This window comes from Ruegeria sp. A3M17 (assembly GCF_003318255.1).
Classification (GTDB): Bacteria; Pseudomonadota; Alphaproteobacteria; order Rhodobacterales; family Rhodobacteraceae; genus Ruegeria.
The window spans coordinates 317,044-337,349 of sequence record NZ_QOCF01000035.1; the positions used below are offsets into that span (position 1 = coordinate 317,044).

At 58.4% G+C, this 20,306-nt stretch carries 23 protein-coding genes; 8 read left to right on the top strand and 15 right to left on the bottom strand.

Annotation, left to right across the window (positions count from 1 at the left end):
* The first annotated feature begins 32 nt into the window (after positions 1-32).
* The gene (locus DS906_RS20090) at positions 33-875 is read left to right on the top strand and encodes a TIGR00730 family Rossman fold protein (protein WP_113791814.1); all 843 of its coding nucleotides are present in this window, start codon (positions 33-35) and stop codon (positions 873-875) included.
* Between the two features lie 3 nt (positions 876-878).
* Positions 879-1,979 carry a cystathionine gamma-lyase gene (locus tag DS906_RS20095; RefSeq protein ID WP_113791815.1) on the top strand — a complete coding sequence of 367 codons (1,101 nt, stop codon included), beginning with the start codon at positions 879-881 and terminating at the stop codon, positions 1,977-1,979.
* On the opposite strand, the gene DS906_RS20100 is transcribed toward DS906_RS20095, so the two are convergent.
* The gene (locus tag DS906_RS20100; RefSeq protein WP_113791816.1) at positions 1,974-2,363 is read right to left on the bottom strand and encodes a hypothetical protein; all 390 of its coding nucleotides are present in this window, start codon (positions 2,361-2,363) and stop codon (positions 1,974-1,976) included. The genes DS906_RS20095 and DS906_RS20100 overlap by 6 nt on opposite strands.
* Before the next feature lie 152 nt (positions 2,364-2,515).
* Between DS906_RS20100 and DS906_RS20105 the strand changes: the two genes are divergently transcribed.
* Positions 2,516-3,433, top strand: coding sequence for a DnaJ C-terminal domain-containing protein (locus DS906_RS20105; RefSeq protein ID WP_113791817.1), 918 nt, complete (start codon positions 2,516-2,518; stop codon positions 3,431-3,433).
* Positions 3,430-3,774, top strand: coding sequence for a hypothetical protein (locus DS906_RS20110; RefSeq protein ID WP_113791818.1), 345 nt, complete (start codon positions 3,430-3,432; stop codon positions 3,772-3,774). The genes DS906_RS20105 and DS906_RS20110 overlap by 4 nt, the downstream gene beginning before the upstream one ends.
* Positions 3,775-3,781: 7 nt before the next feature.
* On the opposite strand, the gene DS906_RS20115 is transcribed toward DS906_RS20110, so the two are convergent.
* The 5 genes from DS906_RS20115 to DS906_RS20130 all read right to left on the bottom strand — a co-directional run bounded on the left by DS906_RS20115 (position 3,782) and on the right by DS906_RS20130 (position 7,306).
* On the bottom strand, positions 3,782-4,408 hold the full coding sequence (locus DS906_RS20115) for a cytochrome P460 family protein (protein ID WP_113791819.1): 627 nt from the start codon (positions 4,406-4,408) through the stop codon (positions 3,782-3,784).
* A gap of 232 nt (positions 4,409-4,640) precedes the next feature.
* On the bottom strand, positions 4,641-5,828 hold the full coding sequence (rlmN, locus tag DS906_RS20120; RefSeq protein WP_113791820.1) for a 23S rRNA (adenine(2503)-C(2))-methyltransferase RlmN: 1,188 nt from the start codon (positions 5,826-5,828) through the stop codon (positions 4,641-4,643).
* Between the two features lie 79 nt (positions 5,829-5,907).
* Positions 5,908-6,285 (bottom strand): lysozyme inhibitor LprI family protein, encoded by a 378-nt coding sequence (locus DS906_RS20125; protein WP_199528605.1) that lies wholly within the window; start codon positions 6,283-6,285, stop codon positions 5,908-5,910.
* 147 nt (positions 6,286-6,432) lie between these two features.
* The gene (locus DS906_RS22330; RefSeq protein WP_199528607.1) at positions 6,433-6,600 is read right to left on the bottom strand and encodes a hypothetical protein; all 168 of its coding nucleotides are present in this window, start codon (positions 6,598-6,600) and stop codon (positions 6,433-6,435) included.
* Between the two features lie 172 nt (positions 6,601-6,772).
* Positions 6,773-7,306 (bottom strand): invasion associated locus B family protein, encoded by a 534-nt coding sequence (locus DS906_RS20130; protein WP_113791821.1) that lies wholly within the window; start codon positions 7,304-7,306, stop codon positions 6,773-6,775.
* A gap of 178 nt (positions 7,307-7,484) precedes the next feature.
* On the opposite strand from DS906_RS20130, the gene DS906_RS20135 reads away from it, so the two are divergent.
* Positions 7,485-8,483: an asparaginase gene (locus tag DS906_RS20135; protein ID WP_113791822.1), complete on the top strand. Its 999-nt coding sequence runs from the start codon at positions 7,485-7,487 to the stop codon at positions 8,481-8,483.
* Positions 8,484-8,486: 3 nt separating this feature from the next.
* On the opposite strand, the gene DS906_RS20140 is transcribed toward DS906_RS20135, so the two are convergent.
* The 8 genes from DS906_RS20140 to hutI form a co-directional block, all read right to left on the bottom strand.
* Complete coding sequence (locus tag DS906_RS20140; protein WP_113791823.1) at positions 8,487-8,807, bottom strand: YciI family protein; 321 nt, start codon at positions 8,805-8,807, stop codon at positions 8,487-8,489.
* A 23-nt stretch (positions 8,808-8,830) separates the two neighbouring features.
* Positions 8,831-9,259 (bottom strand): SRPBCC domain-containing protein, encoded by a 429-nt coding sequence (locus DS906_RS20145; RefSeq protein ID WP_113791824.1) that lies wholly within the window; start codon positions 9,257-9,259, stop codon positions 8,831-8,833.
* Complete coding sequence (locus DS906_RS20150) at positions 9,247-9,576, bottom strand: helix-turn-helix transcriptional regulator (protein ID WP_113791825.1); 330 nt, start codon at positions 9,574-9,576, stop codon at positions 9,247-9,249. Before DS906_RS20150 ends, DS906_RS20145 begins: the two co-directional genes overlap by 13 nt.
* Before the next feature lie 40 nt (positions 9,577-9,616).
* Positions 9,617-10,495: a phosphoserine phosphatase SerB gene (gene serB / locus DS906_RS20155; protein WP_113791826.1), complete on the bottom strand. Its 879-nt coding sequence runs from the start codon at positions 10,493-10,495 to the stop codon at positions 9,617-9,619.
* Positions 10,496-10,563: 68 nt separating this feature from the next.
* Positions 10,564-12,246, bottom strand: coding sequence for a urocanate hydratase (gene hutU / locus DS906_RS20160; RefSeq protein ID WP_113791827.1), 1,683 nt, complete (start codon positions 12,244-12,246; stop codon positions 10,564-10,566).
* Positions 12,243-13,061 (bottom strand): N-formylglutamate deformylase, encoded by an 819-nt coding sequence (gene hutG / locus DS906_RS20165; protein ID WP_113791828.1) that lies wholly within the window; start codon positions 13,059-13,061, stop codon positions 12,243-12,245. The genes hutU and hutG overlap by 4 nt, the downstream gene beginning before the upstream one ends.
* On the bottom strand, positions 13,061-14,596 hold the full coding sequence (gene hutH / locus DS906_RS20170; protein ID WP_113791829.1) for a histidine ammonia-lyase: 1,536 nt from the start codon (positions 14,594-14,596) through the stop codon (positions 13,061-13,063). Before hutH ends, hutG begins: the two co-directional genes overlap by 1 nt.
* Complete coding sequence (gene hutI, locus DS906_RS20175; protein ID WP_113791830.1) at positions 14,596-15,801, bottom strand: imidazolonepropionase; 1,206 nt, start codon at positions 15,799-15,801, stop codon at positions 14,596-14,598. Before hutI ends, hutH begins: the two co-directional genes overlap by 1 nt.
* 81 nt (positions 15,802-15,882) lie before the next feature.
* Here hutI and DS906_RS20180 point away from each other — a divergent pair, with 81 nt between their 5' ends.
* The 3 genes from DS906_RS20180 to DS906_RS20190 all read left to right on the top strand — a co-directional run bounded on the left by DS906_RS20180 (position 15,883) and on the right by DS906_RS20190 (position 19,573).
* Complete coding sequence (locus DS906_RS20180; RefSeq protein ID WP_113791831.1) at positions 15,883-17,238, top strand: formimidoylglutamate deiminase; 1,356 nt, start codon at positions 15,883-15,885, stop codon at positions 17,236-17,238.
* A 29-nt stretch (positions 17,239-17,267) separates the two neighbouring features.
* On the top strand, positions 17,268-17,972 hold the full coding sequence (locus DS906_RS20185; protein WP_113791832.1) for a GntR family transcriptional regulator: 705 nt from the start codon (positions 17,268-17,270) through the stop codon (positions 17,970-17,972).
* Between the two features lie 83 nt (positions 17,973-18,055).
* Positions 18,056-19,573 carry a malonyl-CoA synthase gene (locus DS906_RS20190; RefSeq protein ID WP_113791833.1) on the top strand — a complete coding sequence of 506 codons (1,518 nt, stop codon included), beginning with the start codon at positions 18,056-18,058 and terminating at the stop codon, positions 19,571-19,573.
* On the opposite strand, the gene DS906_RS20195 is transcribed toward DS906_RS20190, so the two are convergent.
* Positions 19,560-20,297, bottom strand: a complete 738-nt coding sequence (locus tag DS906_RS20195; protein ID WP_113791834.1) for a metallophosphoesterase family protein — start codon at positions 20,295-20,297, stop codon at positions 19,560-19,562. The genes DS906_RS20190 and DS906_RS20195 overlap by 14 nt on opposite strands.
* Positions 20,298-20,306 lie beyond the last annotated feature (9 nt).

The window sequence follows — 20,306 nt, forward strand, 5'->3', positions numbered from 1 at the left end:
TTTGTGAACACGCAAGCAGGGAACCATCACACATGAGAGAAGACCGCCTCAGCCCTTTCCGCGACGCCCAGACTGACCGCTCGACCGCGAGCGAGGTGCCGGACACGCCGCAGACGCGCTCACCCGCCTATCGCCTTGCCTTTGCAGACGATGATTTCCTGTGCCGGGATGAGCTGCGCCCCGTGCGTCTGCAGCTGGAATTGCTGAAGCCCGAGATGATCATGACCGAGCGTGAGATCACCTCGACCGTCGTCATGTTCGGTGGCGCGCGCATTCCTGAGCCGTCGCAGAAACACACTGCACGAACGCAGACGCTGGCCAACCTGTCGCAATATTACGACGAAGCGCGGGAATTCGCCCGTCTGATGACTGAAAAATCCAATGAAACCGGCTGCCGCGAGAACGTGATCGTCACCGGCGGTGGCCCCGGCGTGATGGAGGCCGGAAATCGCGGTGCCCAGGATGCTGGCGGCTGTTCCATCGGTCTGAACATCGTACTGCCGCACGAGCAGGCGCCGAACCTGTATGTAACGCCCGATCTCAGCTTTAATTTCCACTATTTCGCCATTCGCAAGATGCATTTCCTGATGCGCGCCCGCGCAATCACCATCTTCCCCGGCGGCTTCGGCACGATGGACGAGCTGTTCGAGTCGCTGACGCTGATCCAGACTGGCCGGATGGAACGTGTACCGTTCCTGCTGTTCGGTCGCGATTTCTGGGAAAAAGTCATCAACTGGGAGGCGCTGGCCGATGCGGGCACCATCTCGGACGAGGACCTCGACCTGTTCCGCTTCGTGGATACCGCGCAAGAGGCGGTCGATACTATTGAAAACTGGGAACCGGCCCCACCCCGCGATGAAATTCCGGGGCGCTGAGACATGAAGCCGCCTAAGACCGGTGAGATGTTGCACCTGCGCGGGAACGCGCTGAACAAGGGCGATCCGGTGGCCCTGCCGCTGACGCAAAGCAGCATGTACCACCTGCCCGGCGCACCGGAGGGGCATCCGACCTATGGCCGGGTCGACAACCCGACCTGGGTGCATCTGGAACACGTGCTGTCCCATTTGGAAGACGCGCCCTGTCTGACCTTTCCGTCAGGTATGGGGGCGATCTCTGCGGCTTTGTTCGCGACGGTCAAAGCCGGGTCCCATATCCTGATCCCCTCGGACGGGTATTATGTCACACGACTGCTGGCCGATCGGTTCCTGTCCAATCTGGGCGTCTCGGTTACCGAGCGTCCGACGACAGCGTTCGCAGAGGGCGGGTTTGACGGCTTCGACGTGGTCTTTTTGGAAAGCCCCTCGAACCCCGGTCTGGATATGATGGACTTGCCTGCGATCGCCACTGCCGTTCGCGCGGCGGGCGGTCTAACGATTGCCGACAACACAACGATGACCCCACTGGGTCAACGCCCGTTGGAATTGGGCATCGACGTGGTGGTCGCTTCGGATACCAAGGCAATGGGCGGGCATTCGGACCTTCTGATGGGTCATGTCGCCAGCCGTAACGCGCAGATCATGGAACGGGTCGAGGAATGGCGGCGCGTTTCCGGCGCGATCCCCGGCCCGCACGAAGCATGGCTGCTGCATCGCGGGTTGGAAACGCTGGACGTTCGTTTCGACCGGATGTGTGCATCGGCGCAAGTGCTCGCGGAACGGTTGGCAGAACATAAGGCCGTGAAACAGATCCGCTATCCCGGCCTGTCAGGTGACCCTTCCTATGCCCTGGCCAAGGCGCATACGTCCCGGTTCGGGTTCTTGTTGTCGATCACGTTAGAGACCGAGGAAAAGGCCGAAACTTTCATCAACACCTGCCCGATGCTGCGACCGGCCACATCGTTCGGCGGTGTTCACAGTTCTGCCGAACGACGCGCACGCTGGGGCGATGACGTCGATCCGGCCTTTATCCGTCTTTCAATAGGTTGCGAACCGACGGATGAACTGTGGCAGGCGATGGAAACCAGCCTGAACGCGCTATGATTTCTTCTTTGGCTCGCGCAGTTCAGTGAACACATAGATCGGCAGCACAATGCTGGCGATCAGTGCCCCCAACCAAACAAGCAGAGTCGCCGCCAACAGGTTGGCAACGCCGCCAACGGTCAACCCGGCCGTAATCAGATCAGTCACCAACAGGCCGACAAACGTCACGATCAAGGCAATCCCACCCTTGATGGAGGGGGCTTTTTTCTCACCCAGTTTCAGGATCAGCGGCTCGGCCACCACCTGCACCAGAGTGAACACGATCACCACGACGATGAATGATATCGGCTTGATCGCAAACCCCGACAACAACAGCGTAGCAAGCAGTAGCCCTATGGCATTGCCGGCCAAAAGGGCCAGTGCGGACTTGATTCTGCGCGTCATGGGGTTCTCCGTGAATGTTCAGTTAGAAACATGCAGATATTAACAGGCTCGCGCGATTTTGCGAGCGGTTTCAAAAGCCGCTTTCTTTTGGATCATTGAAATCGCATGATAAAACACATTCATCCTGTTCAGACCGACCTGCGAGAGGTGAGATGAGCGACGATCCCTATACCATCCTTGGCGTCGCCAAAGACGCCAGCGCCGCCGAGATCAAAAAGGCTTATCGGCGCATAGCAAAAGAATGCCACCCGGACCTGAAACCCGGGGATGCCGAGGCCGAAGACAAGTTCAAGGCGGCTGCGTCCGCCTATGACCTGCTGAAAAACCCGGAAACACGTGAGCGATACGATAATGGCGAGATTGATGCATCGGGTCAGGAAAGGCCACAGCAGCAATATTATCGTGAATATGCCGAGGCCGCCGGAAATCCCTATCGTGGTCGAGCGGCAGATCCGGATGACATGTCCGACATCTTTGCCGAGTTCATGCGGGGCCGGGGGGGGCACCAGCAGCGTACGCACGAATTCCACGCGCCGGGTCACAACCGCGCTTATAACCTGCAGATCAGTTTTCTGGATGCAGTGTTCGGGGCCAGCCAGAAGCTGACCCTGCCCGACGGCGACCGGATTGAGGTCAAGATCCCCGCTGGCATCACCGACGGGCAGACCATCCGCCTGCGCGGCAAAGGCGACGCGGGGTTTGGTGAAGGACCAGCCGGCGATGCGTTGGTAACTGTATCAGTGGCAAAACATCCGGTTTTTGATCGTCGAGGCGACGATATCCATATCACCCTGCCGATCACGATTGATGAGGCCATTCTGGGTGGCAAGGTGCCCGCCCCCACCATAGATGGCGGCGTCAACGTCAGCGTTCCGGCTGGCACCAGCAGCGGCAAAACCCTGCGACTGCGTGGCAAGGGAGTTAAGAAACGCGGCTCGCCCGATCGTGGCGATCAGTTGATCGAACTGACGGTCTCGATGCCGGACCAGATTGATGATGATCTGAAGCAATTCATGGAGACATGGCGCGAAACCCACAGCTATGATCCGCGGAAAGGAATGCCGTCATGACCCGCACCCTGACCGAAGAGCAGCTGATCGCAACCGTCACGCGCCTGACCTCGACCCGCCTGACCGAATACCTGGCTGCCGAGATCGTCATTCCCGAGCAAACCGAGCAGGGGCTGGTGTATCACACCCTCGACGTCGCGCGGCTGGAACTGGCGTGCGAATTGCACGACCAATACGAGATGGAGCCTGATGCGCTGTCGATGATGATCTCGCTGATCGACCAGATGCACGGCCTTCGGGCCGAGTTACGAGAGGTTCTGAATGCGGTAGACACGCAACCGGAGCCGGTGCGTCAGACATTGATCGAGGTGATCGGAACGGCGCGGTTCGGTCGCAAGTGACCCGCGCTTAGTTGCCGACAACATACTCTTCGGGAACGAAGAACGTGTAATCCCGATCAGCCACCGCTTCGTGGCAATCATGGCAATAGACGACAGCGTCCGAACGCGCGCCCATCGTGTCACCAAACAAAGACCCGTCCGGCATGACCATGATATAGCGCCAGTCCGCCGTTTCCGGGCTGGTGCCTTCAGCGAGTTTTTCCATCACGAACAAAGCCCCGGGATGGACATTGCCCTCGTCCGTGACCGTGACGCTGTCCTTGGCCAGCACTGACCCCATCGGCAGCTTTTCACCCTCGGCCAAAGTGCCATAGTTGTGCGCCATTCGGTTGGCATAGCTGTTCACATAGCGCTGCCCATGGGTTGCCGAGATGTAAGGCGCGTCGTTGAACAGCGGCCATGCCTGATAGTTCATCAGCAAATCCAACTGCGCGGTGGCATAGCCCCGCTCCATCCGGCGCTGCAGGGACTTGTAGATGCCCAAGGCTTCTTCTTTGGACAGCTCAGCAGGATTTTCAATGGCAAGGTGAGCATCCTCACCACTGGATTGAGCGCCAGCCTGGTGCACAGCAAGACCCACCACAAACAAAGCCACAAGAGATGTCGGAAACAGTCTTATAAATCGTACAAACATGTATTTGGCCCACCTGGTTCAAAAGGTTCGCCTGAACGCCGCAAGTTACGTGTAAAATGATAGCGGCCATGAACAAACGCGCCACGACCGGAATGCGACTCTCACTGCTTTGTGCGCAAGCGTGAGGCCAAGGCAGCCGGTTTCAGCCCCCAAAACATATCAAATGTTGCATACAAATAACAGCGGCCAGAACATTAATTTCTTGGCGTAGTTTGCGCGAAAGTTGGGTGTGTTAGCTCTGCAATCCCGCTTCGGCTTCGATCTGCTTGCGCGACTTGCGCGCGCGCTCTGTGGCCGATTTTAACTGACCACAAGCCGCCATGATGTCCTCGCCACGCGTCTTGCGAATGGGAGAGGCATAGCCTGCCTGATAAATGATGTTCGCAAACGCCCGGATGCGGTTGTTCGAGCTGCGCTTGTAAGGCGCGCCGGGCCATTCATTGAACGGAATCAGGTTGATCTTGGCGGGAATGTTGTGGCTTTTGATGTGGTCGATCAGGCGATACGCATCTGCGTCGCTGTCATTCACACCATCCAGCATCACGTATTCAAAAGTAATCCGCTCGGAATTGGACACCTTGGGATAACTTGCCAGCGCCTGCAGCAGCTCTTGGATGTTCCAGCGCTTGTTGATGGGCACCAGAAAATCGCGGGTTTCATCCGTTGTCGCGTGGAACGAGATCGCCAGCAAACAGCCGATCTCGTCAGCTGTGCGCGCAATTTCCGGCACCACGCCGGACGTCGACAAGGTGATCCGACGGCGTGACAGAGAAATGCCTTCGGGGTCCATGGCTATCTTCATCGCGTCGCGCACGTTTTCGAAGTTATAAAGCGGCTCACCCATGCCCATCAGAACGATGTTCGACAACAGGCGGGTTTCGTCCTTTGGCGCACCAGGGGTTGGCCATTCGTCCAGATCGTCGCGGGCCATCATCACCTGACCGACGATTTCCGCCGCCGTCAGGTTCCGCACCAGTTTCTGCGTGCCCGTATGGCAGAAAGAACAGGTCAGCGTGCAACCAACCTGAGACGAGATGCACAGTGTCCCGCGATCCTCTTCGGGGATGTAGACAACCTCAACCTCATGGCCACCCGCGATGCGGCACAGATACTTGCGCGTGCCGTCCTCGGACACCTGCCGGGTCACGACCTCGGGGATTTCAACAACGAAATTCTCAGCCAGTTGCGCACGATAGGCTTTGGCGAGGTTGGTCATCTCGGCAAAATCGCGCACGCCCCATTGATAGATCCACTGCCAGATCTGCCCGGTCCGCATCTTGGCCTGCTTTTCCGGCGTACCATGTTCGATCAGAGCGTCACGCAACTTATCACGGGTTAACCCTACAAGGTTGATCTTCCCCTCGGGCAATTTGCGGGGGATGGTCATGACATCTTGAGTGATCGGCGCTTTGGGCGACATGTTGCTATCTCAACGAATTCGGGCTTGGGATGCGCCTCTATATAGGATCGCGCGCAAAGATCAAAAGAATTCGTATCATTTATTTTGCCATGCGCAGCAATTCATCCACACGCGCCCGGCCTAGATCGACACGGCAGGACGCAATGGCAATACCGGTGCCAGAGCCGCCACCGTATGAAGCACCCACAGCTTCGCACTGCGCATCGCGATACCTGCCCCATGCCTCTTGCGCAGCCTCAAGCGCCGGTTGTGCGACCACACGGCCTGTTACCTCGTCCAACTCGACTGCGGACTGCACGGCAAAGCCGTAGCTTGCCTCAACAGCCATGTTCACGCGTTTCTCCATTTCCCCAACGCAGGTTCCGATTTCGACCTGCGAACCTGCGTCGAAACATTCCAGGCTGGGATCTGCCCACGCGGCCGAAGAGAAAAGCACTGCAATCAATACGTAACGCATTATCCGTTTCCACATATGAACCCTTGTATGTGGCCACCGTAGCACGCGTTGCGCCGTAGTCCCAATTGCAAGTCGGCCGCAAAGGCCAAGCCGATGCGACCGAACTATCTGCATTACGATTTCGAGGAATCAGATCAGGCAAACATATCAGATCCCTGCTGGCAGGATGTCGCAATCATCCGCGTCCAAAGTTTGCACGGGATCTTTCGGACCGCATTGCTCGCCGGATACCGGATACATTTCGTTGTTTTTTTCACATGCACTCAGAAATACGGCGGCGACCACCAACACAGCAGCAAGAGGTTTGTTCAGCATGGATAAGCTCCTTCCAAATATTTGAACTGATTGGTTCAGAAAAATGGATCGCTTGCCTTGATGCGGATCAATTTGGGGGGGGTAGACGTGGCGTAAAGATCAATTGGCATGCACGATCGCCTACGAAAAAGCCCCGCCAAATGACGGGGCTGCGTAAACCTGTTGTCCTTGCTTATTGGGTGCAGCGCTTTTCGGCGTCTTCGATCGCCGCACTGAAACCCAGCAGCGAGAACGTGTCTTTGGTCTGGGTTCCGCGCTCGGACCGGGCGATCAGAACGGCCTCGGTGCCGCGCTTCATCGCTGCGACGACCTTCAGGTCTTCGCCTTCGGTTGCCGGCCAGGCCCATTCACCTTCGGTGATCAAAGCGAACTCGGTGCCGTCAATCTCAAGGGTGACCGTCGATCCTGCCGCGAAAGGATAGCCGCCGGTAAAGGTCACCTGACCTTTGACTTCGGCATTCGGGCGGTAGAACACGAACAACAGGATGTCGCTGCGGCGCACCGAAACCACGCGTCCACCTTTTGTGTTCACAGTCTCTTTGGGCGCGGATACGCTCCAGCACTCTGTGGGATCTTTCTCCACAAAAACGCTCCAGTCGGTCTTCGCAGCAACCCGATTGGTGCTGGTCGCCTGCTGAGCGATTGCGGTTGTGGCCATTCCTGCCACGCACAGACCCGCAATTGTGCGGACGAGTTTTAATCCCATCTGTCCAGCCTCCTAGCTCGACCTAATACCTCATACCCATCGAGACCGCATTCGAACTCTGTCGGTTCGTCTGTAAGTTGCGTATTCCGATGATTGTCGACATACACACACTAACGCAGGTTTCGCCACAGGCGAAAGGGCGATTGGCAGATTTTTGCGCATATAATGGAGGGGCCAGATGACGCAGCCGGTACCAATGACAGAACTATGGCGAGGCCCCTTACTGGAAAGCCTGCATCTGGGCCACGCAGTGATCTGCGACGACAGCGGTCAAATCGTACGCAGCTGGGGTGATCCGGACGCGGTGATTTACCCCCGATCGTCTGCGAAAATGATCCAGGGGCTGCCGCTGATCACGTCGGGTGCGGCCGCCAAATATGGCCTGAATTCCGAGCATCTGGCCCTCGCCTGTGCCTCGCATAGCGGCGCACATATCCATACTGACAGGGTTACTGCCTGGTTGGATCACTTGGGTTTGACCGAGCACGATCTGCGCTGCGGTCCGCAAGAACCGCAGGACATGGCCGCGCGCGATGGGCTGATCCTTGCCGATGACACGCCCTGCCAGATCCACAACAACTGCTCGGGCAAACATTGCGGGTTTCTGACGGTCGCACAGCACATGGGCGCGGGACCGGAATACCTTGAGATCGACCACCCCGTACAGCAAGCCTGCCTGTCCGCGCTGGAAGAAACCACCGGGGAAACCAGCCCTGCTTATGGGATCGACGGATGCTCGGCCCCGAACTTTGCGACGTCACTGGTGGGACTGGCGCGTTCGATGGCGTGGTTTGCCTCAGCCGCTGACCGGTCGGACCGTGCCAGCGACGCGGCGCAACAGCTTACGGCGGCCATGATCAAGCACCCCGAACTGGTGGCGGGCGAAAGCCGCGCCTGTACCGAGCTGATGCGCGCTATGGACGGTCGCGCCGCAATCAAAACCGGGGCTGAGGCGGTGTTCATTGCCATCATCCCGGAAAAACGAATGGGTGTTGCGCTGAAAATCACTGATGGCACGACCCGCGCCAGCGAATGCGCAATCGCCGCGATTCTGGTAGGCCTTGGTGTGCTGGAGACCGATCACCCGGCCACCCGCAAATTCATGAACGCCACGCAATACAGCCGTCGCGGGCTGGAATGCGGCGAGATCAGACCTGCGCCGGGCTTCCCCGGCTAAAGATCACATCTCGATTTCATGCACCTCGGCCACCTCGACCGAGCCTGAACCGTTGACCACCATGGGACAGCCCTTGGCCATTTCGGTCGCGGCATCAATGCTGTCGGCCTTAACGACGGTAAAGCCGGACGCTGGGTTTGCTCCGCCATTGTCGACGACACTGCCGTTGCTGACCGTATAGGACTGACCGACCGGGTTACCGGGAATTTCCAGCGCCTCGCCCATGCCTTGGAACCATGCGCCCCACGCGGCCATGGTTGCTTCGACTTCGGCGGGGTCTGTTGGCGTGGATCCACCGTGATAGACAAACAAAAATTGTGGCATTTTATTTCCTCCGTGATGAAAACCTACTGAAATTGTGCTTCGAGCTTACTCAGCGACGACGTCCAACCCATGTTGTGGTTCGCCGCAGCATCGGCATCGGCCAGTTCGCGGTGTTCCACGACCAGCTGTGCACCATTATCCGTTGCGACAACCGAAAACGTGACGTGGCTTTCCGCCCCGCGCTGATCCTGATCGTCATGCCAGGCCCAGGTGAACCCAACCGAATTGGGCGGATCAACATGGGTGACATGACCGGACACTTTGAATGTCTGGCCTTCTGCATTCTTCATTATAGAATACCAGGGCCCCTTGCGTGAGAAATTCAGGTCATGCTCGGGAACATGCACCCCTTCGGGGCCCCACCACTGCAACAACTTCGCCCCATCGCTGATCCAGGCAAACAGGTTTTCCGGGGTGGTCGGGAACTCACGTTCCAGTTTCAGGTCGGCCATGAGTTTTCCCTTTCAATGAGGTCGCCCAGACGATCAAGGCTGTTTTCCCAGAACTGACGTTTCGAAATCGTCCATTCGGCAATCGCCCGCAGCCCGTCAGGCTGGACAGAATACATCCGCTGGGTGCCGTGGACGCGCTGTTGCACCAATCCGGCCTCGCGCAGCACTTTCAGGTGGCGCGAAATTGCAGCGCCCGACATGCCGCGTCCTTGGATCAGGTCGCCAGCAGGCATCTCTCCGTCCTGCATCAGTTGCTCAACAATCGAGAACCGAGTGGAATCGGACAAAGCAGAAAAAGCGTTTATCAGAGTGTTCATAGCTTTTATTTAACACGTGCGTTAAATAAAGGGAAGGCCTTTAGCTGGGCACAAATTCCGAGCGGCTATAACCCTGTACATACAGCAGTGCCGTCAGATCGCCATGGTTGACCCGAACCTCGCATTGCTCGGCAACCGTGGGCTTGGCATGCAGGGCAACGCCCGTTCCCGCCCGGTGCAGCATCCCCAGATCGTTGGCACCGTCGCCTACGGCAATAACGTCTTCTTCACGCAGACCCAGTCGCGCGGTGATCTGTTCCAAGGCATCCACCTTGGCTTGTCGCCCCAAAATAGGTCGCGCCACATCCCCGGTCAGTTTTCCGTCTTGGGCCAGCAGGGTGTTGGCACGGTTCTCGTCAAAGCCCAGCACCTCGGCCACTTTCGCGGTAAACGCCGTGAACCCGCCCGAGACCAAGGCGGCATAGCTTCCGTTCTGGCGCATCGTTGCGACCAGTTCCTTGCCGCCCGGCATCAGAGTGATGCGCTCGTCCAGTACTTTGCCGATCACCGCCTCATCCAGACCTTTCAGCAGGCCAACCCGTTCGGTCAACGCGCCTTCAAAGTCCAACTCCCCATTCATCGCACGTGCGGTAATGTCCTTGACGCGTTCCCCGACGCCGGCCTCATCCGCAAGTTCGTCAATACATTCCTGTTGGATCATGGTGCTGTCCATATCGGCCAACAGCATCTTCTTACGGCGGCCTTCGGCCGGTTGGACAACCAGATCAACGCTCATTTGCTGCAGGTCCGCCCAGACATCCCACCGGTTGCCCGGCATTTCGCTAAGATGGAACTCTGTAGCTTCATCCGGGCTGAGCCACACGATTTCATCGCCGCCCCAGGCGTTCCGCAATGACTCGACCAGTGACAAATCCAGATTAGACACATCGGGGTTGGTCAACAGGGTGACAACGTACATATTCGATCTCCGGCAAGCTCACCTGCGCATATCGCAGGTGCAGCATTTTCGCCAGAGTCTGTTTCGAACTAGCCCAAAATACCCGGCAGACGCAGCCCGTGAGCCCGCGCGCAATCCTTCGCGACGTCATACCCAGCATCCGCATGGCGCCAAACGCCCGAGGCCGGGTCATTCCAGAGAACCCTCTCCAACCGACGCGCGGCATCTTCGGTGCCATCGGCACAGATCACAACACCCGCATGTTGGCTAAAGCCCATCCCGACGCCACCACCGTGATGCAGAGACACCCATGTCGCCCCGCTCGCTGTGTTGATCAGCGCATTCAGCAACGGCCAATCACTGACCGCATCCGAGCCATCCAGCATCGCCTCAGTCTCGCGGTTGGGGCTGGCCACCGATCCCGAGTCCAGATGGTCGCGTCCGATCACCACCGGCGACTTTAGCTCGCCATTGGCGACCATCTCATTGAACGCCAGCCCAGCCCGGTGTCGGTCACCCAATCCAATCCAGCAGATACGCGCAGGTAGACCCTGAAACGCGATCCGCTCTTGCGCCATGTCGATCCAGCGATGCAGGTGCTCATTCTCGGGGAACAGTTCCTTCATCTTGGCATCGGTTTTGTAGATGTCCTCGGGGTCGCCCGACAGAGCACACCAGCGGAACGGGCCGATGCCTTTGCAGAACAGCGGGCGGATATAAGCGGGTACAAAGCCGGGGAAGGCAAAGGCGTTCTCAAGCCCTTCGTCCTGCGCGACCTGCCGGATGTTATTGCCGTAATCCAGCGTCGGAACGTCCGCATTCCAGAAATCCACCATCGCCGCAACATGCTGCTTCATCGAGGCACGAGCGGCTTTTTCCACCGCTTTAGGCTCTGCTTCACGCTTCTCACGCCATTCGCCCATGGTCCAGCCCAATGGCAGGTAGCCGTTGATCGGATCATGCGCGCTGGTCTGGTCGGTGACGATATCAGGACGCATCCCACCCGCCTGCATCCGAGCGTAGATCTCAGGAAAAACCTCTGCCGCATTGCCCAGCAGACCAACGGACTTCGCTTCGCCCGCCTTGGTCCAGCGGTCAATCATCTCCAGCGCTTCGTCCAGCGTTTCGGCCTTTTCGTCGAGGTATTTGGTCCGCAGGCGGAAATCGATGCTGTCCGGGTTACACTCAACAGCCAGACATGAGGCGCCTGCGAACACGGCCGCCAGCGGTTGCGCGCCGCCCATTCCACCCAGACCTCCGGTCAGAATCCACTTGCCTGTTAGGTCACCGTCGTAGTGCTGACGACCTGCCTCGGCAAAGGTCTCATACGTGCCCTGAACGATACCCTGCGTACCGATGTAAATCCACGAGCCAGCGGTCATCTGGCCGTACATCATCAGGCCCTTCTTATCGAGCTCGTTGAAGTGATCCCAGGTCGCCCAATGTGGGACGAGGTTGGAATTGGCGATCAGCACCCGCGGCGCATCCTTGTGCGTGCGGATGATCGCGACCGGCTTGCCGGACTGGACGATCAGCGTCTCATCTTCCTCCAAATCCTTCAAACCCGCAACTATAGTGTCGAAATCTTCCCACGTGCGGGCCGCGCGGCCGATGCCACCATAGACGACCAGTTCGTGCGGATTCTCGGCGACATCCGGGTGCAGGTTGTTCATCAACATCCGTAGCGGGGCCTCGGTCATCCAGCTTTTGGTGTTCAACTCGGGGCCGGTCGGCGGATAGATGTCGCGGGTGTTTTTGCGCGGATCGCTCATTTCTGGGCTCCTTGTCTGGTCAATGCGCCCGAGAGGGCAAGATCGTTGAGGCGGGTCAGCATAGTTGTCAAATGATGGCGCAGTTTCGCAGCGCGGTCCTCGCGCCATGTCCATGGGGGTGTCTCGTCCATGTAAGCCCGCTGCGCGATCTCCATCTGAATGGCGTGTATGCCCTCCGAAGGGCGACCATAGTGGCGGGTGGTCCATCCCCCGCGAAACCGGCCATTCAGGACCGAAGTGAACCCTTTGGCCTTGCAGGCCACGTCGTGCACGGCTTGCTCAATGGCCGTGTCACACGTCAGCCCATCATTGGTTCCAGTGTTGAACACCGGCAATTCACCTTCAAATAGAAACGGGATGAGCGACCGGATCGAGTGGCAATCAAACAGGATCGCCACACCGTGCCGATCCCGCACGCGGTTCAGTTCATCCAGCAGGGCAGCGTGATAAGGTGCGTGATATATGCGCCGTCGATCTTCGACTTCATCCTCGGACGGTGATTGCCCGTTATTCCAGATCTGCCGCCCGTCGAAATCGGTTAGGGGCACAAGGGTGGTGGTATTCTGGCCCGGATATAGCGAGGCGCCGAACGGATCACGATTGGCGTCGATGACATAGCGATGAACATGCGACTGAACGACCGTCACATTATCCAATATCCCTTTATAGAGCCTATTTATGTGCCAGTCCGTATCGGCCAATCCGCGCCCGGTGTCATTCAGGCGGGCCGTTATTTCGTCTGGCACATAAGTTCCGCCATGAGGCTGCCCCAGCACAATGGGACCGTCCCCGCGCTGAACGCTGGACACCTGCATCAGAACAGCCCCGGCATCTGGGCACCCACTGCCCCAAGGATGTCACCCTCAGCCACCAAGCACTTGGACGTTTCCAGATCGGGTGCCAAATAGCGGTCTTCGTTCAGTGTTGGGATCTCTGCCCGTACCCTATCCATGACCCGTTGCAACGGTTCGCTGGTTGCCAGCGGTGCGCGGAACTCCACCCCTTGAGCGGCACAAAGCAACTCAACACCAAGAATGTAGTTCAGGTTCTCGACCATCCGCGTCAGACGCCGCGCGCCATGTGCAGCCATCGACACGTGATCCTCCTGGTTGGCCGAGGTCGGTGTACTGTCAGTCACGCAAGGATTGGCAAGGTGCTTGTTCTCGCTCATCAAGGCGGCGGTCGTGACTTCGGCAATCATCAGACCCGAGTTCAGGCCGGGATCAGGCGTCAGGAACGGCGGCAGATCAAAGCTGAGCGTCGGGTCGACCATCAAGGCAATGCGCCTCTGTGCAATCGCGCCGACCTCGGACACCGCCAGCGCAATCATGTCTGCGGCAAAGCCAACCGGTTCGGCATGGAAGTTCCCGCCTGAAACGATGGCACCCGCCTCAGTCAGAACCAGCGGGTTGTCGGTGGCCGCGTTCGCCTCGATCTCAAGCGTGGTCGCCGCTTGGCGCATGACATCCATGGCCGCGCCGGTGACTTGCGGCTGACATCGGATGCAATAAGGGTCCTGAACGCGTGTGTCGCCATCCCGGTGGCTTTCGCGGATCTCGGACCCGGCCAGTGTGGCGCGCATGGCGCTGGCGGCCTCGGTCTGTCCACGGTGCCCACGCAGGGTATGGATTTCGGGCTGCAAGGGCGCAGTCGACCCCATGATCGCATCCGTCGACAGGGCCGAGATGACCAGCGCGCTTTGCGCTGCACGCCAGGCTTCGAACAGGCCAGCCAGCGCAAATGCAGTCGAAAATTGCGTGCCGTTGATAAAGGCAAGCCCTTCCTTTGGACCTAGTTGAACAGGCTCTAATCCAACTGATTTAAGCGCTTCTTCGCCTGACAGGATGGTACCGTCAACCTCGGCTTCACCAGCGCCGATGACTACGGCTGTCATATGCGCCAGGGGCGCAAGATCGCCCGAAGCCCCAACCGACCCCTGCGCGGGAATAACCGGGGTCACACCCTTGGCCAGCATCTGCTGCAACAGCTCGATCAGTTCCCAACGCACGCCCGATGCCCCACGGCCGAAAGACAACAGCTTTAGCGTCATCATCAGCCGGGTGATACGCCGAGGCACGGCCGAACCAACGCCACAGCAATGACTGAGGATCAGGTTGCGCTGAAGGGTCGAAGTATCCTTGGCCGCGATCTTGTGGCTGGCCAGCTTGCCGAACCCGGTATTGACGCCATAAACCGGGTCTTCCCCGGCCGCAGCTTCGAGAATGCGTTTGGATGCGGCCTCTACCTTGGGTTTGCACCCGTCATCCAGCGATACTGCGGGCTGTGACCAATACACTTCGGACAGATCCGACAGCGTAACCTGACCGGGCACAAGCGACAGGGTCTTCATTACAAACCTCCGAAAATGCGGGTGTGCAGCGGGTTGAAGCCGATCCGGTACGACAGCTCAGCCGGGTGCGTGACATCCCAAACAGCCAGATCCGCGCGCTGGCCGGCCGCTATAGTGCCAGTGTCAGTCAGGCCCAAGGCTTGCGCCGCATTGCGGGTCACGCCAGCCAATGCCTCTTCCGGCGTCAGGCGGAACAGGGTGCAAGCCATGTTCATGGTTAGCAACAGCGACGTCAGAGGAGACGAGCCGGGGTTGCAATCCGTCGCCAGCGCAATCGGCACCCCATCCTGGCGCAGCAGTTCAACCGGCGGCGCCTGCGTTTCGTGCAGCGTATAGAACGCCCCCGGCAACAGCACGCCCACGGTTCCGGCCTGTGCCATGGCGGCCACGCCAGCCTCGTCCAGATATTCGATATGATCTGCCGACAACGCCCCGTACGAAGCCGCCAGGACTGCCCCTCCAAGGTTCGAAAGCTGCTCTGCATGCAGCTTGACCGGAAGGTTCAGTTCTTTCGCCACATCAAAGACCAGAGCGATCTGAGACGGATCAAAGGCGATCCCCTCGCAAAAGCCATCAACGGCATCCACCAGCCCCTCTTCATGCGCCAAACGCAGAGTCGGGATGCACACATCGCGAATGTAGGCATCGGCGCGCCCCTGAAATTCAGGCGGCACCGCATGTGCTCCTAGAAAACTTGTTTTCACTCGCACCGGGCGCACGTCGCCGATCCGGCGCGCAACGCGCAGCATCTTGAGCTCTGTGTCGGTGTCCAGACCATAGCCCGACTTGACCTCGATGCACGACGCGCCCTCGGCCAGCAGGGCGTCCACTCGCGTCAGGGCATCCTTTAACAGGGCCTCTTCGCTGGCCGAACGGGTCGCAGTGACAGTCGACAGAATTCCACCACCTGCGCGCGCAATCTCTTCATACGAGGCACCATTCAGGCGCATTTCGAACTCGACCGCCCGGTTGCCGCCAAAGACGACATGGGTGTGGGCGTCGATTGGCGCCGGCGTTATCAGACGGTCGCCATAATCCACGGTCGACCAGTCAGAATAGTCAGCAGGCAGCGCATTCCGAGGCCCGATCCAGGCAATTTTCTCACCATCAACAGCAAGCGCCGCGTCCTGAACAATCCCATAAGGTTCGGCGCCATTGTCCATGGTCGCCACCCGCGTGCACAAAAGGACAGATTTTTTGGCCATATCGATTCTTTTGGGCTCCCTTTGTCGTTAGATTTTTCGTATACGTATAAAAGTTTAAAGTCTACACAAAATGGAATTACGATGACCATCCATGCGAAAACGGCTTTATTAGGCTCTGATTGGGTCAGTAACTTGCGGGTAGAAATCGCGCACGGTCAGATCCAAAGCTTGGAATCACAAGCGACCGCGCGATCCGGAGACACTCAGGTTGATGTCTTGCTGCCAGCCTTGGGAAACCTGCACAGCCACGCCTTTCAGCGTGCTATGGCCGGTATGACAGAAGTGCGCGCTGCCGGGCGCGAGAGCTTTTGGACCTGGCGCACCCTGATGTACCGGTTCCTGGACAGATTGACGCCAGATCACGTAGAGGCCATTGCCGCTTTGGTCTATCTGGAGATGCAAGAAGCCGGATATGCCTCGGTCGGTGAGTTTCACTATGTCCATCACCAGCCGGGCGGCGGGCGCTACGACCACGTGTCGGAGCTGAGCCAGCGCATATTTGCCGCAGCCAGCCAAACTGGAATCGGGCTGACGCACCTTCCGGTTCTCTACACCTACGGCGGTGTCGAACAACAACCCTTGGCGGGTGGTCAGCTACGCTTTGGCAATTCTGTGGATCAGTTTCTGAACCTGGTTGAGGAATGCCGCTTGGCCCCACCGCATGCGGATTCTGTGATCGGCATCGCCCCGCATTCTCTGCGGGCAACATCGCCTTCGGACTTGCGCAAGGTTCTGAATGCCACTTCTGATGGTCCCGTCCACATCCACATTGCCGAACAGCTCAAGGAAGTGGCCGATGTCGAGGCCGCGCTTGGACAGCGCCCAGTTGAGTGGCTGCTGGACCATGTCGACGTCGATGACCGGTGGTGCCTTATCCACGCAACTCATATGACAGATGCCGAAACACGCGCCGTTGCGCGTTCGGACGCTGTTGCCGGGTTGTGCCCGATTACCGAGGCCAATTTGGGCGACGGTATATTCAATGGGGCTGTTTACGTCGAAGAAAGTGGTCGATTTGGCGTCGGATCAGACTCTAACGTGAGGATTTCCCTGCCCGAGGAACTGCGGACTTTGGAATATTCCCAACGCCTGCGTGACCATGCGCGGACGGTTTTGGTCAAAAATGAAGGCTCAGTCGGTCAGGCGTTGTATACAGGTGCCGCACAAGGGGGCGCGCAGGCACTGGGACGAAACGCCGGGGAAATCGCCGTCGGTAAGCTGGCTGACCTTGTCGCGATCGACCGATCTCATCCCACGATCTGCGCACTGACTGACGAACAGGTGCTGGACGGTCTGTGCTTTGCAGCGCCGGATGGGTTGGTGACGGATCTTTGGTCAGCGGGGCGCCACATGGTGCAGCAAGGCCGCCACATCGAACGGGATCGGATCATTCCCGCGTACCGGTCGGCGATTGCTGATCTTGTGGCCGACGTCTAAACGAACCTATTCAGGTAACCAGAGGCACCATGACCCAACCGAACGAAACCACCAGCTACAGGGACATCAAGGAAACCGTGCTGGCGCGCATTCGGTCGGGTGAGTGGCAGCCGGATTCGCTGCTGCCCAACGAGCAGGACCTGGCCCTCGAATTCTCGTGCACCAGAACGACCGTGAACCGCGCAATGCGAGAGCTGGCGGACGAAGGGTTTCTGGAGCGTCGCCGCAAAGCCGGTACACGGGTTCTAAGCGCGCCGCAAAGGCAGGCCCGTTTCACGATCCCCATGGTGCGGGACGAGGTTGAGGCGTTCGGCGGAATCTATCGTTATGCGCTGGTCTCGTCAGTTGCTGGCCATGCGCCAGACTGGCTGTGCGCTAGACTTGCACTGAAACCGGACCAACACGTGATGCACGTGCGCTGCATGCATTTTAACGGCAATACTCCGTTTCAATACGAAGACCGATGGATCGTCATAGACTCGGTTCCGCAGGTGGTGAACGCGGACTTCGCCTCAATAGGACCGAATGAATGGCTTGTGCAAACCGTTCCCTTCACCAATGTCGAGCTGAGCTTCCTGGCCAGTCGCGCCGATGATTCGGTGGCCGCGTTCCTGGACCTGCCCATCGGCGAGCCGGTGTTTACTGGCGAACGGATCACGTGGCTTGAGGGCCAGCCAGTCACCTTTGCAAAGATGTACTTCGCCGCCGGTTATCGCATGACCACCCAGTTCTGAACCTGAACGCGATTTCTGCTTTACCGTATCCCTAATCCACGCCAGATTCAGCGTAATCTGATCCTGCGAGAAGGAAGTATGGGATGGGTAACCCGCTCTATGATCGGTTGTTTGGTATCCATGCGGGCAAGGATACGCCGTTCCTTCACCTGCCTGACGGCCAAACCATCACCCATGCAGCTTTTCTGGACATGGCGTCGCGGATTGCAAACGCGTTGAACGGGTTTGAGCTTGAGCCCGGAGACCGAGTTGCTGTTCAGGTGGAAAAGTCACCTGAAGCGCTGGCTCTCTATGCGGCATGCGCCCAAACCGGTTTGATTTTTTTACCTTTGAACACAGCCTACACATCCGGCGAGCTTAGCTATTTCATCGAAAACAGTGGGGCTGCGCTGGTGGTCTGCGACACCGCCAAACAAGCGGAACTGACGCCCATCGCCGAGGCGCAAAACGCTAGGTTAGAGACGCTCAACGCCGATGGCTCGGGCAGCTTGATGCGGCGGGCATTGGGCATGCTACCCGCGTTCGAGCCGGTTAAGCGGGCAGAGCATGATCTTGCCGCATTCCTCTACACCTCTGGCACAACCGGGCGCTCCAAAGGTGCGATGCTGACGCAAGCCAACCTGGTATCCAATGCCGAGACTCTAGTGCGGGAATGGCGGTTTACGCAGGATGATGTACTGCTGCACGCCTTGCCGATCTTTCATACCCACGGACTGTTTGTAGCGACGAACATTATTCTGGCCTCGGGCGGGTCTATGCTCTTTCTGCCGAAATTTGATCTGGATGACATCCTGCGCCTGATGCCCAATGCGACCTCAATGATGGGCGTGCCGACCTTCTATACCCGGTTGCTGGCGGATGAACGGTTCACCGGTGATCTGGCCCGGCACATGCGACTGTTCATCTCGGGTTCGGCCCCCCTGCTGGCCGAAACACATGAGCGGTTCGAGGACCGGACCTGCCACCGCATCCTGGAACGCTATGGTATGACAGAAACCAATATGAACACCTCGAACTCTTATGACGGTGAACGTCGCGCGGGAACTGTCGGGTTTCCACTGCCGGGTGTCGAACTAAAGGTAACCGATCCTGAAACCGGCGAGGCATTACCGCAAGGCGAGATTGGAATGATCGAAGTGCGCGGACCAAACGTCTTCGAAGGCTATTGGCAAATGCCGGAAAAAACCGCCGCGGAGTTGCGCGAAGACGGGTTCTTTATCACTGGTGATCTCGGGCGCGTGGATGCGGATGGTTACGTACATATCGTGGGTCGCGGCAAGGATCTGATCATTTCGGGCGGGTTCAACATCTACCCCAAAGAGGTCGAGCTGGTTCTGGACGACCAGCCCGGTGTCCTGGAAAGCGCCGTGATTGGCGTACCACACCCCGATTTCGGCGAAACCGTTCTAGGTATTCTGGTGGCCGAGCCGGATAGTTCTCCTGACCTTGATGCCATTCTGGCCAACATTCAGAACCAACTGGCGAGGTTCAAACATCCCCGCAGGCTGATCGTTGTTGATGAACTGCCGCGAAACACCATGGGGAAAGTGCAAAAGAACGCCTTGCGCGAGCACTACAAAGACCTGTTTACCGCGGATTAGGCTCTAACAGGACCCGGCCGGCGTCCGTCAGCAACCAGCACGTGCGCCCTTCGAACACAGCTGTGGCCAGCGGTCGGCCATAGCCAGCCCCCGCGTCCAGATTGATCCGGTTTCCACAGTGCTCCGCCGCATCCACGGGGGTGTGCCCATGCACGATCAGCCAGGGGTGCGGGCTGGATTCGTTCAAGAACTCTTGTCGTATCCAAACCAGATCATCCTCGGATTGCTGCGCCAAGGGGATACCGGGCCGGATGCCAGCGTGAACGAATAAAAGCTCACCCTCTTGATGATAGGCCGGTAGAGCATTGATTAAATCCAAATGTGCCGGCGGCACAGCGGCGCATGCCCGTTCGTGAACCTGAAAGATCCGGTCATTGTCAGTGACCTCGACACCGTAGGATGCCAGCGTCTCTTGGCCCCCAAGCCGGGGATTCAGCCAGTTCAAAATGATCGGCAATTGCTTGTCTGCGATCTCGCAATCCTGCACGAAACGGACCATCATCCGGTCGTGGTTGCCTTTGACCATGACCCAGTTCCGCCCCGCCTTGCTCCCTTCGATCAGCAGATCCAGAACCTCGCGGCTGTTCGGGCCACGATCCACATAGTCCCCCAGAAAGACAACGCGCGCATCCGGCCCGCCATCCGCCTCAATCCGGGATAGCACGTTTTGCAGCATGCCCAGTTGCCCATGGATATCGCCGACCGCGTAAATTGGGATGCTCAAAACGCTACC